Below are 16,024 nucleotides of genomic sequence, written 5' to 3' on the forward strand. Positions count from 1 at the left end.
TTCAGGATGAGAACGTATAACGATGAAAGGCAGTAACAAATCCCGCTGGGCAATCGCCGCTGGCATCATTGTGGTGGTCCTTGGCGCCGCCTGGTACTGGCACAGTCAATCCGCGAATTCCGCCGCACCCGCTGGTGCTACCAGCCAGGCACAGCGCCCGGCAGGCGGAGGGCGCCACGGCATGCGCGGCAGCGCGCTGGCGCCGGTCCAGGCGGCGACGGCGGTGAATAAAACCGTTCCTCGCTATCTCACAGGTCTCGGGACCATTACCGCCGCCAACACCGCCACGGTGCGTAGCCGCGTCGACGGCCAGCTGATGGCTATTCACTTCCAGGAAGGACAGCAGGTTAAAGCAGGCGATCTGCTGGCCGAAATCGACCCGAGCCAGTTTAAGGTCGCCCTCGCCCAGGCGCAGGGGCAGCTCGCGAAAGACAACGCGACCCTCGCCAACGCCCGTCGCGATCTGGCCCGCTACCAGCAGCTGGTGAAAACCAACCTCGTGTCTCGTCAGGAGCTGGATACCCAGCAGTCGCTGGTCAGCGAAACGCAGGGCACCATCAAAGCCGACGAAGCCGCGGTAGCCAGCGCCCAGCTGCAGCTGGACTGGAGCCGCATCACCGCGCCGATTGACGGACGCGTGGGCCTGAAACAGGTCGATATCGGCAACCAAATCTCCAGCGGCGACACCACGGGCATCGTGGTGATCACCCAGACCCACCCGATCGATTTAGTCTTTACCCTGCCGGAAAGCGACATTGCGACCGTGGTACAGGCGCAAAAAGCCGGTAAAGGCCTGGTGGTGGAAGCCTGGGACCGCACCAACAAGCAGAAATTAAGTGAAGGGTCTCTGCTCAGCCTGGATAATCAGATCGACACCACCACCGGCACCATCAAGCTGAAGGCGCGCTTTAATAACCAGGACGATGCCCTCTTCCCGAACCAGTTTGTCAACGCGCGAATGCTGGTCGCCACCGAAGAAAACGCGGTGGTGATCCCCACCGCTGCGCTGCAGATGGGTAACGAAGGCAACTTCGTCTGGGTGCTTAACGGCGACAATAAGGTCAGCAAACACCTGGTGAAAACCGGTATTCAGGACAGCCAGACGGTGGTTATCAGCGCTGGCCTTTCCGCAGGCGACCGCGTGGTTACCGACGGCATTGACCGTCTGACCGAAGGGGCCAAAGTGGAAGTGGTTGAACCTGCGAAACAGGGAGAGAAATCCTGATGCAGGTTATGCCCCCAGGCTCTACAGGCGGGCCGTCACGCCTGTTTATCCTCCGTCCAGTCGCCACCACGCTGCTGATGGTGGCGATCCTGCTCGCCGGGATTATCGGCTATCGCTTCCTGCCCGTGTCGGCGCTGCCGGAGGTGGATTACCCCACCATTCAGGTGGTGACGCTGTATCCCGGTGCCAGCCCGGACGTGGTGACGTCCGCCATTACCGCCCCGCTGGAGCGCCAGTTCGGCCAGATGTCGGGGCTAAAACAGATGTCCTCCCAGAGTTCAGGCGGGGCGTCCGTCGTGACGCTGCAGTTCCAGCTGTCGCTGTCGCTGGACGTCGCCGAGCAGGAGGTACAGGCCGCTATCAACGCCGCCACCAACCTGCTGCCGTCGGACCTGCCTAACCCGCCGGTCTACAGCAAGGTGAACCCGGCGGATCCGCCGATCATGACGCTTGCCGTCACCTCCTCCGCCATGCCGATGACCCAGGTCGAAGACATGGTCGAAACGCGCGTGGCTCAGAAAATTTCACAGGTCTCCGGCGTTGGCCTCGTCACCCTGGCGGGCGGCCAGCGCCCGGCAGTGCGCGTCAAGCTGAACGCGCAGGCCATCGCCGCGCTGGGGCTCACCAGCGAAACCATCCGCAGCGCCATCAGCAATGCCAACGTCAACTCGGCGAAGGGCTCGCTGGACGGCCCGACCCGCGCGGTCACACTTTCCGCCAACGATCAGATGCAGTCCGCCGATGAATACCGTCAGCTGATTATCGCGTACCAGAACGGCGCCCCGGTGCGTCTGGGCGACATCGCCACTGTAGAACAAGGTGCCGAAAACAGCTGGCTCGGCGCCTGGGCCAACAAACAGCAGGCGATCGTGATGAACGTGCAGCGCCAGCCGGGGGCGAACATTATCGAAACCGCCGACAGCATCCGCACCATGCTGCCGCAGCTGATCGAAAGCCTGCCGAAATCGGTCAGCGTGAAGGTGCTTTCCGACCGCACCACCAACATTCGTGCGTCGGTCACCGACACCCAGTTTGAGCTGATGCTGGCGATTGCACTGGTGGTGATGATCATTTATCTGTTCCTGCGCAACGTTCCGGCGACCATTATTCCTGCGGTCGCCGTACCGCTCTCGCTGGTCGGCACCTTTGCGGTGATGGTGTTCCTCGATTTTTCGATCAACAACCTGACGCTGATGGCGCTCACCATTGCCACCGGGTTCGTCGTGGATGACGCTATCGTGGTCATCGAGAACATCTCGCGCTATATCGAGAAAGGCGAAAAACCGCTGGCCGCCGCGCTGAAGGGCGCGGGCGAAATCGGCTTTACCATTATCTCGCTGACCTTCTCGCTGATTGCGGTGCTGATCCCGCTGCTGTTTATGGGCGATATCGTCGGGCGGCTGTTCCGCGAATTTGCCGTGACGCTGGCGGTCGCCATTTTGATCTCCGCCGTGGTGTCGCTGACCCTGACGCCGATGATGTGCGCCCGCATGCTGAGCCACGAGTCCCTGCGCAAGCAAAACCGCTTCTCGCGCGCCTCCGAGCGCATGTTCGAGCGCATTATTGCCGCCTACGGTCGCGTGCTGGCGAAAGTCCTTAACCATCCGTGGGCGACCCTCGGCGTGGCGCTCGGCACGCTGGCGCTCAGCGTGATGCTGTGGATTTTTATCCCGAAAGGCTTCTTCCCGATCCAGGACAACGGCATTATTCAGGGCACGCTTCAGGCCCCGCAGTCGGTCTCCTTCGCCAATATGGCGCAGCGCCAGCAGCAGGTGTCTGAGATTGTTATGAAAGATCCGGCGGTAGAGAGCCTGACCTCCTACGTCGGCGTCGACGGCACCAACCCGTCGCTCAACAGCGCGCGTCTGCAGATCAACCTTAAGCCGCTGGATGAGCGCGACGATCGCGTCAACGCCGTCATTGAGCGGCTGCAAAACGCCGTGGCCCGCGTGCCGGGCGTTGAGCTTTACCTGCAGCCGATTCAGGATTTGACCATCGATACCCAGGTCAGCCGCACGCAGTACCAGTTCACGCTGCAGGCCACCACGCTGGATGCCCTCAGCACCTGGGTACCGCAGCTGGTGAACAAGCTTAACACCCTGCCGCAGCTCTCCGACGTCAGCAGCGACTGGCAGGACAAAGGGCTGGCGGCGTACGTGAACGTCAACCGCGACACCGCCAGCCGCCTCGGTATTACCATGGCAGACGTGGACAACGCCCTGTATAACGCCTTCGGTCAGCGCCTGATCTCCACCATCTACACCCAGGCCAACCAGTACCGCGTGGTGCTGGAGCACAATACGGAGAACACGCCCGGCCTGGCGGGGCTGGACTCGGTGCGCCTGACCAGCAAAGACGGCGGCATTGTGCCGCTGAGCGCTATCGCCACGGTGGAAGAGCGCTATACCCCGCTGTCGATCAATCATCTGGATCAGTTCCCGTCCACCACCATCTCCTTCAACGTGCCGGACAATTACTCTCTCGGTGAAGCGGTGGAGGCCATTCAGGCGGCTGAAAAAGAGCTCAGCTTCCCGTCCGACATTCAGACCCAGTTCCAGGGCAGCACCCTGGCGTTCCAGGCTGCGCTGGGCAACACCATCTGGCTGATCGTCGCGGCGGTTGTGGCGATGTACATCGTGCTCGGCGTGCTGTACGAAAGCTTTATCCACCCGATCACCATCCTCTCTACCCTGCCGACGGCGGGCGTGGGGGCGCTGCTCGCATTGATGCTGGCGGGCAGCGAGCTGGACGTCATTGCCATCATCGGCATCATCCTGCTCATCGGGATCGTGAAGAAAAACGCCATCATGATGATCGACTTCGCCCTGGCCGCCGAGCGCGAGCAGGGCATGTCGCCGCGTGATGCGATTTTCCAGGCCTGCCTGCTGCGTTTTCGCCCTATCCTGATGACCACGCTGGCCGCCCTGCTCGGCGCGCTGCCACTGATGCTCAGCACGGGCGTCGGCGCGGAGCTGCGCCGTCCGCTGGGTATCGGCATGGTCGGCGGTCTGCTGGTGAGCCAGGTGCTGACGCTCTTCACCACGCCGGTGATCTACCTGCTGTTTGACCGCCTGGCGCTGTGGACCAAAAGCCGCTTCCCGAAACGTGAAGAGGAGGCATAAGTGAAGTTTTTCGCCCTCTTCATTTATCGCCCGGTGGCGACGATTCTCATCTCGCTCGCCATTACCCTCTGTGGCGTGCTGGGCTTCCGGCTGCTGCCGGTGGCGCCCCTGCCGCAGGTGGATTTCCCGGTGATCATGGTCAGCGCCTCGCTGCCGGGTGCCTCGCCGGAAACCATGGCCTCGTCCGTTGCCACGCCGCTGGAGCGCTCGCTCGGGCGGATTGCGGGGATCAACGAGATGACCTCCAGCAGCTCGCTGGGCAGCACGCGCATTATTCTGGAGTTCAGCTTCGACCGGGATATTAACGGTGCGGCGCGCGACGTGCAGGCGGCCATCAACGCCGCACAAAGCCTGCTGCCGAGCGGGATGCCGAGCCGCCCAACCTACCGCAAGGCCAACCCGTCCGACGCGCCGATCATGATCCTGACGCTGACCTCGGATACGTACTCGCAGGGGCAGCTGTATGACTTTGCGTCTACCCAGCTGGCGCAGACAATCTCACAAATTAACGGCGTCGGTGACGTGAGCGTCGGCGGGAGCTCCCTGCCCGCCGTGCGCGTAGGGTTAAACCCGCAGGCGTTATTCAACCAGGGCGTGTCGCTGGACGACGTGCGCTCCGCCATCAGCAACGCCAACGTGCGTAAACCGCAGGGGGCGATTGAGGACAACAGCCACCGCTGGCAGATCCACACTAACGACGAGCTGAAAACCGCCGCGGAATACCAGCCGCTCATCATCCACTATAACAACGGCGCCGCGGTGCGCTTAAGCGACGTGGCCAGCGTCACCGACTCGGTGCAGGACGTGCGCAACGCCGGGATGACCAACGCCAAACCGGCCATTCTGCTGATGATCCGCAAGCTGCCGGAAGCGAACATTATTGAGACGGTGAACAGCATTCGCGCCCGTCTTCCGGACCTGCAGCAGACCATCCCGGCAGCAATCGATCTGCAAATTGCCCAGGATCGCTCCCCGACCATTCGCGCCTCGCTGGAAGAGGTGGAGCAAACGCTGGTGATTTCCGTCGCGCTGGTGATCCTGGTGGTCTTCCTGTTCCTGCGATCCGGCCGCGCGACGCTGATCCCGGCGGTGGCCGTGCCGGTATCGCTGATCGGTACCTTTGCCGCCATGTACCTGTGCGGCTTTAGCCTTAACAACCTGTCGCTGATGGCCCTGACGATTGCGACGGGCTTCGTGGTGGATGACGCCATCGTGGTGCTGGAGAACATTTCCCGCCATCTGGAAGCGGGCGTGAAGCCGCTGCAGGCTGCCCTGCAGGGCACGCGCGAGGTGGGCTTTACGGTGCTCTCCATGAGCCTGTCGCTGGTGGCGGTATTCCTGCCGCTGCTGCTGATGGGCGGTCTGCCGGGCCGGCTGCTGCGCGAGTTTGCCGTCACCCTCTCCGTCGCCATCGGCATTTCGCTGGTTATCTCCTTAACGCTGACGCCAATGATGTGCGGCTGGATGCTCAAGCGCAGCAAACCGCACTCGCAGCCGCGCCGCAAAGGCTTTGGCCGTTTCCTGATGGCGATGCAGGAGGGCTATGGCAAATCGCTGAAGTGGGTGCTGAACCATACCCGACTGGTTGGCCTGGTGCTGATTGGCACCATCGTGCTCAACGTTTGGATGTATATCACCATCCCGAAAACCTTCTTCCCGGAGCAGGACACCGGCGTGCTGATGGGCGGCATTCAGGCGGACCAGAGCATTTCGTTCCAGGCCATGCGCGGCAAGCTGCAGGACTTTATGAAGATCATTCGTGAAGACAAAGCCGTGGATAACGTCACCGGCTTTACCGGCGGGTCGCGCGTCAACAGCGGGATGATGTTTATTACCCTCAAACCGCGCGGCGAGCGCAACGAAACCGCCCAGCAGGTGATTGACCGCCTGCGGGTGAAGCTCGCCAAAGAGCCGGGGGCAAACCTGTTTTTGATGGCCGTTCAGGATATCCGCGTCGGCGGGCGACAGGCGAACGCCAGCTATCAGTACACATTACTCTCGGACGATTTGGCCGCCCTGCGCGAGTGGGAGCCGAAGATCCGCAAGGCGCTGGCCGCCCTTCCCCAACTGGCGGACGTCAACTCCGATCAGCAGGACAACGGTGCCGAGATGGCCCTGACATACGACCGTGAAACCATGTCGCGGCTGGGCATCAACGTTGAAGCCGCCAACAGCCTGCTGAACAACGCCTTCGGCCAGCGCGAGATCTCCACCATCTACCAGCCGATGAACCAGTACAAGGTGGTGATGGAAGTTGACCCTCGCTATACCCAGGACATCAGCGCCCTGGACAAGATGTTTGTGATTAACAACGACGGCAAGGCGATTCCGCTCTCCTACTTCGCCAGCTGGCAGCCTGCCAACGCGCCGCTGTCGGTGAACCATCAGGGGCTGTCGGCGGCATCGACCATCTCCTTTAACCTGCCCGCCGGTTCGTCACTGTCTGAGGCCAGCGACGCGATCAACCGCGCGATGACCCAGCTTGGCGTGCCGTCCACCGTGCGCGGCAGCTTTGCCGGGACCGCGCAGGTGTTCCAGGAGACGATGAACTCGCAGGTGATTTTGATTCTGGCCGCCATCGCCACGGTCTATATTGTGCTGGGCGTGCTGTATGAGAGCTACGTGCACCCGCTGACCATCCTCTCGACGCTGCCGTCGGCGGGCGTGGGGGCACTGCTGGCGCTGGAGCTGTTCGGCGCGCCGTTCAGCCTTATCGCGCTCATCGGGATCATGCTATTAATCGGCATCGTGAAGAAAAACGCCATCATGATGGTGGACTTCGCGCTGGATGCCCAGCGCAACGGCAATCTGTCGCCGGAAGAGGCGATCTTCCAGGCCTGCCTGCTGCGCTTTCGTCCGATTATGATGACCACCCTGGCGGCGCTGTTTGGCGCGCTGCCGCTGGTGATCTCGGGCGGCGACGGCTCGGAGCTGCGCCAGCCGCTGGGGATCACCATCGTCGGCGGCCTGGTGATGAGCCAGCTGCTGACGCTGTACACCACGCCGGTGGTCTATCTGTTCTTCGACCGCCTGCGGCTGCGCTTTTCGCGTAAAAACAGAACCACGGTGACTGAGTAGATGACCGATCTCCCCGCTAACGTTCGCTGGCAGTTATGGATAGTCGCCTTCGGCTTCTTTATGCAGTCGCTGGATACAACCATCGTCAACACCGCCCTCCCCTCCATGGCGAAAAGCCTGGGGGAGAGCCCGCTGCATATGCACATGGTGATTGTCTCCTACGTGCTGACGGTTGCCGTGATGCTGCCCGCCAGCGGCTGGCTGGCCGATAAGGTCGGCGTGCGGAATATCTTCTTTACCGCCATCGTGCTGTTTACCACCGGCTCGCTGTTTTGCGCCCAGGCCAATACCCTCGACCAGCTGGTGATGGCGCGCGTGCTGCAGGGTATCGGCGGGGCGATGATGGTGCCCGTCGGGCGGCTAACGGTGATGAAGATTGTGCCGCGCGAGCAGTACATGGCGGCGATGACCTTTGTCACCCTGCCCGGTCAGGTGGGGCCGCTGCTGGGCCCGGCGCTCGGCGGCATTCTGGTGGAGTACGCCTCCTGGCACTGGATCTTCTTAATCAATATTCCTGTTGGCATCATCGGCGCCATCGCCACCCTCACGCTGATGCCGAACTACAAAATGCAGACGCGGCGCTTTGATTTCTTTGGCTTTATCCTGCTGGCGGCGGGCATGGCCACGCTTACCCTGGCGCTGGACGGGCAAAAAGGTCTGGGCATTTCGCCCCTGACGCTCGGGCTCCTGATCGCGCTCGGCGTTACCGCTATACTCTGGTACCTGTGGCATGCCAGAGGTAACGATAAAGCGCTGTTCAGCCTGAACTTGTTTAAAAACCCTACCTATCGCCTTGGCCTGTTCGGCAGCTTCGCCGGGCGCGTCGGCAGCGGCATGCTGCCGTTTATGACGCCCGTTTTCCTGCAAATCGGGATGGGATTTTCGCCGTTCCACGCGGGCCTGATGATGATCCCGATGGTGCTCGGCAGCATGGGAATGAAGCGCATCGTGGTACAGGTGGTGAACCGCTTTGGCTACCGTCACGTGCTGGTAACCGCCACGCTGGGGCTGGCGCTGGTCAGCCTGCTGTTTATGTCCGTGGCGCTGATGGGCTGGTACTATGTCCTGCCGCTGGTGCTGTTCTGCCAGGGGATCGTCAACTCCATGCGCTTCTCGTCGATGAATACACTGACGCTGAAGGATCTGCCGGACGATCTGGCGAGCAGCGGCAACAGCCTGCTGTCGATGATCATGCAACTCTCCATGAGCGTGGGCGTGACTATCGCGGGGTTACTGCTCGGCATGTACGGCCAGCACCACCTCAGCGTCGACACGCCGGTGGCGCATCAGGTCTTTTTGTATACCTATCTCAGCATGGCGGTCATCATCGCCCTGCCCGCTTTCATCTTCGCCCGCGTGCCGGATGATACCAGCAAGAACGTCGTCATCAGGCGCGGCAAAAGGAGTGGCTCATGAAATTCTGGCGTCCGGGCATTACCGGCAAGCTATTTGTGGCGATATTTGCCACCTGTATCGTCCTGCTGATCACCATGCACTGGGCGGTGCGGGTCAGCTTCGAGCGCGGTTTTATTGATTACATCAAGCATGGCAATGAGCAGCGTTTGCAGGGCTTAAGCGATGCGCTGAGTGAACAGTACGCCCAGCACGGCAACTGGCGTTTTCTGCGCAATAACGACCGCTTTATTTTCCAGATCCTGCGCTCGCTGGAGCACGATACCGGCGACGATCGTCCGGGTCCGGGCATGCCGCCGCACGGCTGGCGCACCCAGTTCTGGGTGATTGACCAGGATATGCGCCCCCTGGTTGGGCCGCGTGCGCCGATACCGCCGGACGGCACCCGTCGTGCGATTAAAGTGAATAACGCCACCGTTGGCTGGGTGATCGCCTCCCCGGTGGAGCGCCTGACGCGCAACACCGACATCAACTTTGATCGCCAGCAGCGTCGCACAAGCTGGCTGATTGTCGCTCTCTCCACGCTGCTCGCCGCGCTCGCCACCTTTCCGCTGGCGCGCGGTCTGCTCGCCCCGGTGAAACGCCTGGTGGAAGGCACGCACAAGCTCGCCGCCGGGGATTTCACTACTCGCGTCGATACCCGCAGCCAGGACGAACTGGGCAAGCTGGCGCAGGACTTTAACCAGCTCGCCAGCACGCTTGAGAAAAACCAGCAGATGCGCCGCGACTTTATGGCCGATATTTCACACGAGCTGCGTACGCCGCTGGCGGTGCTGCGCGGCGAGCTGGAGGCCATTCAGGACGGTGTGCGCCAGTTTACGCCCGAATCGGTGGCCTCTCTGCAGGCAGAGGTGGGCACGCTCACCAAGCTGGTGGACGATCTCCACCAGCTCTCCATGTCCGACGAAGGCGCACTGGCCTACCAGAAGGCGCCCGTAGACGTCATTAACGTGCTGGAGGTGGCGAGCGGCGCCTTCCGCGAACGCTTTGCCAGCCGCAACCTGAAAATCGACCTCTCCCTGCCGGACAGCGCGGTGGTGTTTGGCGACAAAGATCGGCTGATGCAGCTGTTCAACAACCTGCTGGAAAACAGCCTGCGCTACACCGACAGCGGCGGCGGGCTGCTGATTTCCGGCAGACAGGAAAGCGGGCGCTTTGCCCTTACCTTCGCGGATTCCGCACCCGGCGTGCAGGACGCACAGCTGGAAAAACTGTTTGAACGTTTCTACCGTACCGAAGGCTCCCGCAACCGCGCCAGCGGCGGTTCCGGCCTGGGGCTGGCGATTTGCGTTAACATCGTCGAGGCGCATAATGGCACGATCCGCGCCGCCCATTCGCCTTTTGGCGGGGTTAGCATTACAGTAGAGTTACCTCTGGAACGGGATTTATCGAGGGAAGTATGACCGAGTTACCGATTGACGAAAACACGCCGCGCATTTTGATTGTGGAAGACGAGCCCAAGCTTGGGCAGCTGCTGATCGACTATTTACGCGCGGCCAGCTATGCCCCGTCGCTGATCGGCCACGGCGATAAAGTGCTGGCATACGTGCGCCAGACCCCGCCGGACCTGATCCTGCTGGATTTAATGCTGCCGGGCGTTGACGGACTGACACTGTGCCGGGAAATTCGTCGCTTCTCCGACGTGCCGATCGTCATGGTTACCGCCAAAATTGAAGAGATCGACCGCCTGCTGGGGCTCGAAATTGGCGCAGACGATTATATCTGCAAACCCTACAGCCCGCGCGAGGTGGTCGCCCGCGTAAAAACCATTCTGCGCCGCTGCAGGCCGCAGCGCGAGCTTCAGGTGCTGGACGCCGAAAGCCCGCTGATTGTTGACGAAAGCCGCTTCCAGGCAAGCTGGCGCAGCAAGCTGCTGGACCTGACGCCTGCGGAGTTCCGTCTGCTGAAAACCCTCTCCCACGAGCCGGGCAAAGTCTTCTCCCGCGAACAGCTGCTGAACCACCTGTATGACGATTATCGCGTGGTAACCGACCGCACCATCGACAGCCATATCAAAAACCTGCGCCGCAAGCTGGAGGCGCTGGACGCCGAGCAGTCTTTTATCCGCGCGGTGTATGGCGTGGGGTATCGCTGGGAAGCGGATGCGTGCAGGATTGCGTGACCTTTCGACGAAGAAACCCGCCCTAAGGCGGTTTTTTCTTTTCTGGAATCAATTCAGGAATCAACCATACTCTTTTTACCGGTTCGCTTACTGATAACTGGTGCCTCTCATTTTACTTTCGATCAAGGAGTTCCTATGTCTGGTTGGTTCGAATTAAGTAAAAGCAGTGATGGTCAGTACAGGTTTGTGCTGAAAGCGGGTAACGGAGAGATCATTCTTACCAGCGAGCTTTACACCAGTAAAAGTGCCGCCGAAAACGGTATTGCCTCCGTACGCACGAACAGCCCCCTGGACGAGCGCTATGAGAAGAAAACGGCTTCTAACGGTAAGTACCATTTCAATCTCAAGGCGGGCAACCATCAGGTGATTGGCAGCAGCCAGCTTTATGCAACGGAACAGTCGCGTGATAAGGGTATCGCCTCGGTCAAAACTAACGGGTCTACCCAGACGGTAAAAGACAATACCTGACAGCACGACGCGCGCCGGGAGAGCGGTGACGCGACCCGGCGCTTTACCTCCCCGCCCCGCAGCGCTACAATGCCCGCCCTTAAAGTGGGGGATCTCCCCTTACCGCTGCACCAGGTGCCGCGGATCTGACCTGTCATCAGAACGAGAACAAACATGTTTAAACCGGAACTCCTTTCCCCGGCGGGAACGCTGCAAAATATGCGTTACGCTTTCGCCTATGGGGCCGATGCTGTCTACGCGGGCCAGCCTCGCTATTCGCTGCGCGTACGTAACAACGAATTCAACCACGAGAACCTGCAGCTCGGCATCAACGAAGCGCATGCCCTGGGCAAGAAATTCTACGTGGTGGTCAACATCGCGCCGCACAACGCCAAGCTGAAAACGTTCATCCGTGACCTGAAGCCGGTGGTGGATATGGGGCCGGACGCGCTGATCATGTCGGACCCGGGTTTAATCATGCTGGTTCGGGAGAACTTCCCGGAGATGGATATTCACCTCTCCGTACAGGCTAACGCCGTCAACTGGGCGACGGTCAAGTTCTGGAAGCAGATGGGGCTGACCCGTGTCATTCTTTCCCGCGAGCTTTCGCTGGAAGAGATTGAAGAGATCCGCACCCAGGTGCCGGATATGGAAATCGAAATCTTCGTCCACGGCGCGCTGTGCATGGCCTACTCTGGCCGCTGCCTGCTCTCCGGCTATATCAACAAGCGCGACCCGAACCAGGGCACCTGCACCAACGCCTGCCGCTGGGAATATAACGTCCAGGAAGGCAAAGAGGATGACGTCGGCAACATCGTCCACAAGCACGAGCCTATCCCGGTGACCAACGTCGAGCCGACGCTGGGCATCGGCGCGCCAACCGACAGCGTGTTTATGATTGAAGAAGCCAAACGTCCGGGCGAGTACATGACCGCCTTTGAAGACGAGCACGGCACCTACATCATGAACTCGAAAGATCTGCGCGCCATCGCCCACGTCGAGCGTCTGACCCAGATGGGCGTGCACTCCCTGAAGATTGAAGGCCGCACCAAATCCTATTACTACTGCGCGCGTACCGCGCAGGTGTACCGCAAAGCCATCGACGATGCGGCCGCCGGTAAACCGTTCGATACCAGCCTGCTGGAAACTCTGGAAGGCCTGGCGCATCGCGGCTATACCGAAGGCTTCCTACGCCGTCATACCCACGACGACTACCAGAACTACGAGCACGGCTACTCCGTATCCGAGCGCCAGCAGTTTGTCGGCGACTTCACCGGCGAGCGCAAAGGCGCGCTGGCGGCCGTCGCGGTGAAAAACAAGTTCACCAAAGGTGACAGCCTGGAGCTGATGACCCCGCAGGGCAACATGAACTTCACGCTGGAACATCTGGAAAACGGTAAAGGTGAAATGATTGAGGTGGCACCGGGTGACGGTCATACCGTCTGGCTGCCGGTTCCTGAAGAGGTGGAGCTGAAATTCGCCCTGCTGATGCGTAACTTCAACGGTGAAAGCACCCGAAACCCACACGGCAAATAGTCAATCAGGGAAATTTTTTCGCGCTGGGATAATTCTTAGAATCGGATCACATACCGCTTCGTTCAATACGGGTATTATCCCTCCGCTGAAAAACATAACCCATAAATGCTAGCTGTACCAGGAACCACCTCCTTAGCCTGCGTAATCTCCCTTACGCGGGCTTATTTTTTTGTACAATTCAGTCCACTTAGTCAGAATGAAATTGCACCGCCCCACCAAATGAAGGGTGTTGATTCGCGCCAGCGTCTGCTGGAATATCTTTTAGGAAAATCGGGCGGGTATATGATATCCATCACAATTTTCATTGATTCTGGCAGGATGGCGAGTTATTCGGATCATTCCTAATTTCCGTCCATAACATGCCCTTTACTCTTGATTTCTTAGCGTTATACGATTTCACACGGACGGAGAGACACATGACTTTTCCTGGTCAGATTTCAAAGGATATTCCGGATTACGAACTCGCCCGCAGTCTGGGTCTAGCCTCCGGGGGCGATATTGATTTCACCGCCCTTGCCAATCAGCTGGACTGTAGCCGTAACTTTAGCCAGGTTGGGATCATCTACTCAGACGGTGCGCGTCAGTGGTTAGTGAGACCCTCAAGACGGATTGCGACGCCAAACGAAAGCTCGGTGAGTCATGTCGTCATCACTAAAGTAAACGCCTCATCAAGTAATCCTCTCCAGGCAACGACGACGACGATTCAGTCACCTTCATTAGCGACTGAAATAGGTTCTACGGCGATTTCTTGCGGAGCTGCCATTCTCACTGTCGTACTTGCTGCAGGTGCAGGTATGGCCATTCCTCTCACCGCAGGTTCTTCCGGTGCTGTTGCCGCTGTGATTGTCGCTGGTGGCGTAGCAACAGGAATTCAGTGTGCAAACGGGCTTGGCCGCTTGTCACTTATTGCCATGAATCATAATGACTATGTTGCGTGGATGGATTCCCAGGAGTGGTATACCGCAACCAATACTGCTCTTGATGCGATTTCACTTGCCGGGGCTGCTGCGGGTCTAAAAAGCGCTGTATTAACCTACCGCCTACTTAATCGCTCAACGTCTGAAAGTTTACTCTCGTTATTACAAAAAATGAGCCGGGCAGACCGCACGCGGTTAACTGAGGAAATCATTCGTATCCGAAATCCCGGGATCTCTAATTCAGGGGTTAAAGCAGCGATGAAAGCTGGCGTTTACCCTAAACGTTACCCCTCGGAAGCGCTGCAGCTGCTCTTACAGCGAGAGCTGTTGAATGCTATTTCAAACTCCTCAGCATTTGTTGGCAGTGCTGTCTCGGGTACAATCCGGAATCCTCAGAATATTACACAATCTGGTAAATACGTTTTTGGTTTGATTCAGTCTTTTTCATTTACAGGAAGTTATTGACCCGGACATGATAAATTACATCAAAAAGAGCCTTTCATTAAGTGCTGTGATAACAGGTGAAATGGCGACTGACGATTGCCAACGGCTTGAATCATTGAAAAATCGCTTAAAAGGTCAGTTCGGTGTTCCTGTGGGTGTACATATGACAGGCATACCCTTAGCAATAAATACCTTACTCACTATTTTTTGCTACGCTATGCTACAAGTTTCTGTCTGGATGTTGCTCTTTCGCCTGCTCGGCTTACCTGAATTTAAGGTAATGATGGGAGTATTCCTTGCAGCAGTGGTGTATTGCATGATTGTAATGAGCACGATGTTTTTAACGGCCAGAGGTTCCTTAACGGGATATAAACTGCATATTTCTGTCATTACACTGACCGGCTTGATGAGCATCGTGTATTTTATCTGGACGTGGATTTCGCTTTTATTTGGCTCTGTAGAGAATTACACACCGCAAATAACCTCACTATTAGGATTGGGATTTTTCGGCCTGAATATCGTGTGGATGAATACGTCAGTCTTTTACCGTTCAATTGCGCTAACGCTACATAATCGGGTGTGGCGTAAACAGTTGAAAATTGAGAACAGGCAAATGGCAGGGCTCAAACGTTGACAGCAAGCGTCAATTGAGGGACCAGCGTATAAAAGGTAAACGCCACGAAGGGGGATAAATCCCCTTTCCGCAGCCTTATTTTTTTCCTTTCATCCTGTTCTTACCCGCTTTTTTCCTCTCTGCTATACACTCTTACTAACGCTAAAAAAGGGAGCAGCGCGGATGGCAACCTATCAAGACAGTTTATTGATTCTCAATGGCAAAAGTGCGGGCAACGATCTGCTGCGTCAGGCAATTCAAGGTTTGCGTGACGACGGCGCGCGCATCCACGTAAGGGTAACATGGGAAAAAGGCGACGCGGCACGCTATATCAATGAAGCCCTCGGGCTTGGCGTCAACACCATCATTTCCGGCGGCGGCGATGGCACCATCAATGAGATCGCGTCAGCGCTGATCGACCTGCCCCCGGCAAACCGCCCAGTGATGGGCATTTTACCGCTCGGCACCGCCAATGATTTTGCCACCAGCGCTGGGATCCCCGAGGAGTTAGAGAAGGCGCTCCAGCTGGCGATCCTCGGCAAGGCCACCGCTGTGGATATTGCGCAGGTGAATGATAAAACCTGCTTTATCAATATGGCGACCGGCGGGTTTGGCACGCGCATCACCAGCGAAACGCCGGAAAAGCTGAAGGCGGCGCTGGGCGGCGTGTCGTATCTCATCCACGGCCTGATGCGCATGGACACCCTCAAGCCTGACCGCTGCGAAATTCGCGGCGAGGATTTTCAGTGGCAGGGTGACGCGCTGGTGATTGGCATTGGCAATGGTCGCCAGGCAGGCGGCGGGCAGCAGCTGTGCCCGGAGGCGCTGATCAATGACGGCCAGCTACAGCTGCGTATTTTTACGGGCGACGGTCTGCTGCCCGCGCTGTTTACCACGCTGACGCAGCCGGAAGAGAGTCCGAATATCATTGACGGTAAATCCGCATGGTTTGAGGTGAATGCGCCGCACGGGATGACGTTTAACCTCGATGGAGAGCCGCTGAGCGGAAAACAGTTCCGCATTGAGGTGTTGCCCGGCGCGCTGCAGTGTCGGCTGCCGCCGGACTGTGTGCTTTTGCGCTGATGTTTCACACGATGCGCGGTGATG

11 protein-coding genes are annotated in these 16,024 nt (G+C 58.8%); all 11 read left to right on the plus strand.

Features of this window, described 5'->3' with window-relative positions:
* The first annotated feature begins 22 nt into the window (after positions 1–22).
* The 11 genes from ACMGG5_RS21725 (at position 23) to yegS (ending at position 16,000) form a co-directional block, all read left to right on the plus strand.
* Positions 23–1,225: an MdtA/MuxA family multidrug efflux RND transporter periplasmic adaptor subunit gene (locus ACMGG5_RS21725; RefSeq protein WP_420278495.1), complete on the plus strand. Its 1,203-nt coding sequence runs from the start codon at positions 23–25 to the stop codon at positions 1,223–1,225.
* Positions 1,225–4,347 carry an MdtB/MuxB family multidrug efflux RND transporter permease subunit gene (locus tag ACMGG5_RS21730; RefSeq protein ID WP_090419602.1) on the plus strand — a complete coding sequence of 1,041 codons (3,123 nt, stop codon included), beginning with the start codon at positions 1,225–1,227 and terminating at the stop codon, positions 4,345–4,347. The genes ACMGG5_RS21725 and ACMGG5_RS21730 overlap by 1 nt, the downstream gene beginning before the upstream one ends.
* A complete protein-coding gene (mdtC, locus tag ACMGG5_RS21735; RefSeq protein ID WP_420278496.1) occupies positions 4,348–7,425 on the plus strand; it encodes a multidrug efflux RND transporter permease subunit MdtC in 3,078 nt (1,025 codons plus the stop codon).
* Positions 7,426–8,841 carry an MFS transporter gene (locus tag ACMGG5_RS21740; protein ID WP_420278497.1) on the plus strand — a complete coding sequence of 472 codons (1,416 nt, stop codon included), beginning with the start codon at positions 7,426–7,428 and terminating at the stop codon, positions 8,839–8,841.
* Complete coding sequence (gene baeS / locus ACMGG5_RS21745; protein WP_420278498.1) at positions 8,838–10,241, plus strand: two-component system sensor histidine kinase BaeS; 1,404 nt, start codon at positions 8,838–8,840, stop codon at positions 10,239–10,241. The genes ACMGG5_RS21740 and baeS overlap by 4 nt, the downstream gene beginning before the upstream one ends.
* On the plus strand, positions 10,238–10,960 hold the full coding sequence (gene baeR, locus ACMGG5_RS21750; RefSeq protein WP_335245162.1) for a two-component system response regulator BaeR: 723 nt from the start codon (positions 10,238–10,240) through the stop codon (positions 10,958–10,960). The genes baeS and baeR overlap by 4 nt, the downstream gene beginning before the upstream one ends.
* 135 nt (positions 10,961–11,095) lie before the next feature.
* Entirely contained in the window at positions 11,096–11,428 is a 333-nt protein-coding gene (locus ACMGG5_RS21755) for a YegP family protein (RefSeq protein ID WP_223561012.1), read from the plus strand.
* 153 nt (positions 11,429–11,581) lie between these two features.
* Complete coding sequence (gene yegQ, locus ACMGG5_RS21760; protein ID WP_420278499.1) at positions 11,582–12,943, plus strand: tRNA 5-hydroxyuridine modification protein YegQ; 1,362 nt, start codon at positions 11,582–11,584, stop codon at positions 12,941–12,943.
* A 416-nt stretch (positions 12,944–13,359) separates the two neighbouring features.
* Positions 13,360–14,325 (plus strand): hypothetical protein, encoded by a 966-nt coding sequence (locus ACMGG5_RS21765; protein WP_024908122.1) that lies wholly within the window; start codon positions 13,360–13,362, stop codon positions 14,323–14,325.
* Between the two features lie 7 nt (positions 14,326–14,332).
* The gene (locus ACMGG5_RS21770) at positions 14,333–14,938 is read left to right on the plus strand and encodes a hypothetical protein (protein WP_024908123.1); all 606 of its coding nucleotides are present in this window, start codon (positions 14,333–14,335) and stop codon (positions 14,936–14,938) included.
* 162 nt (positions 14,939–15,100) lie between these two features.
* Positions 15,101–16,000, plus strand: coding sequence for a lipid kinase YegS (gene yegS / locus ACMGG5_RS21775; protein WP_208763072.1), 900 nt, complete (start codon positions 15,101–15,103; stop codon positions 15,998–16,000).
* Positions 16,001–16,024 lie beyond the last annotated feature (24 nt).

Source organism: Enterobacter sp. BNK-34 (assembly GCF_048684445.1).
Taxonomy (GTDB): domain Bacteria; phylum Pseudomonadota; class Gammaproteobacteria; order Enterobacterales; family Enterobacteriaceae; genus Enterobacter; species Enterobacter pseudoroggenkampii.

Bases quoted from the DNA above. Each gene is read 5' to 3' on its own strand.
- ACMGG5_RS21765 (WP_024908122.1), top strand. From the start codon at position 13,360: ATGACTTTTCCTGGTCAGATTTCAAAGGATATTCCGGATTACGAACTC.
- ACMGG5_RS21740 (WP_420278497.1), top strand. From the start codon at position 7,426: ATGACCGATCTCCCCGCTAACGTTCGCTGGCAGTTATGGATAGTCGCC.
- ACMGG5_RS21755 (WP_223561012.1), top strand. From the start codon at position 11,096: ATGTCTGGTTGGTTCGAATTAAGTAAAAGCAGTGATGGTCAGTACAGG.
- ACMGG5_RS21725 (WP_420278495.1), top strand. From the start codon at position 23: ATGAAAGGCAGTAACAAATCCCGCTGGGCAATCGCCGCTGGCATCATT.
- yegS (WP_208763072.1), top strand. From the start codon at position 15,101: ATGGCAACCTATCAAGACAGTTTATTGATTCTCAATGGCAAAAGTGCG.
- yegQ (WP_420278499.1), top strand. From the start codon at position 11,582: ATGTTTAAACCGGAACTCCTTTCCCCGGCGGGAACGCTGCAAAATATG.
- baeS (WP_420278498.1), top strand. From the start codon at position 8,838: ATGAAATTCTGGCGTCCGGGCATTACCGGCAAGCTATTTGTGGCGATA.
- ACMGG5_RS21730 (WP_090419602.1), top strand. From the start codon at position 1,225: ATGCAGGTTATGCCCCCAGGCTCTACAGGCGGGCCGTCACGCCTGTTT.
- baeR (WP_335245162.1), top strand. From the start codon at position 10,238: ATGACCGAGTTACCGATTGACGAAAACACGCCGCGCATTTTGATTGTG.
- ACMGG5_RS21770 (WP_024908123.1), top strand. From the start codon at position 14,333: ATGATAAATTACATCAAAAAGAGCCTTTCATTAAGTGCTGTGATAACA.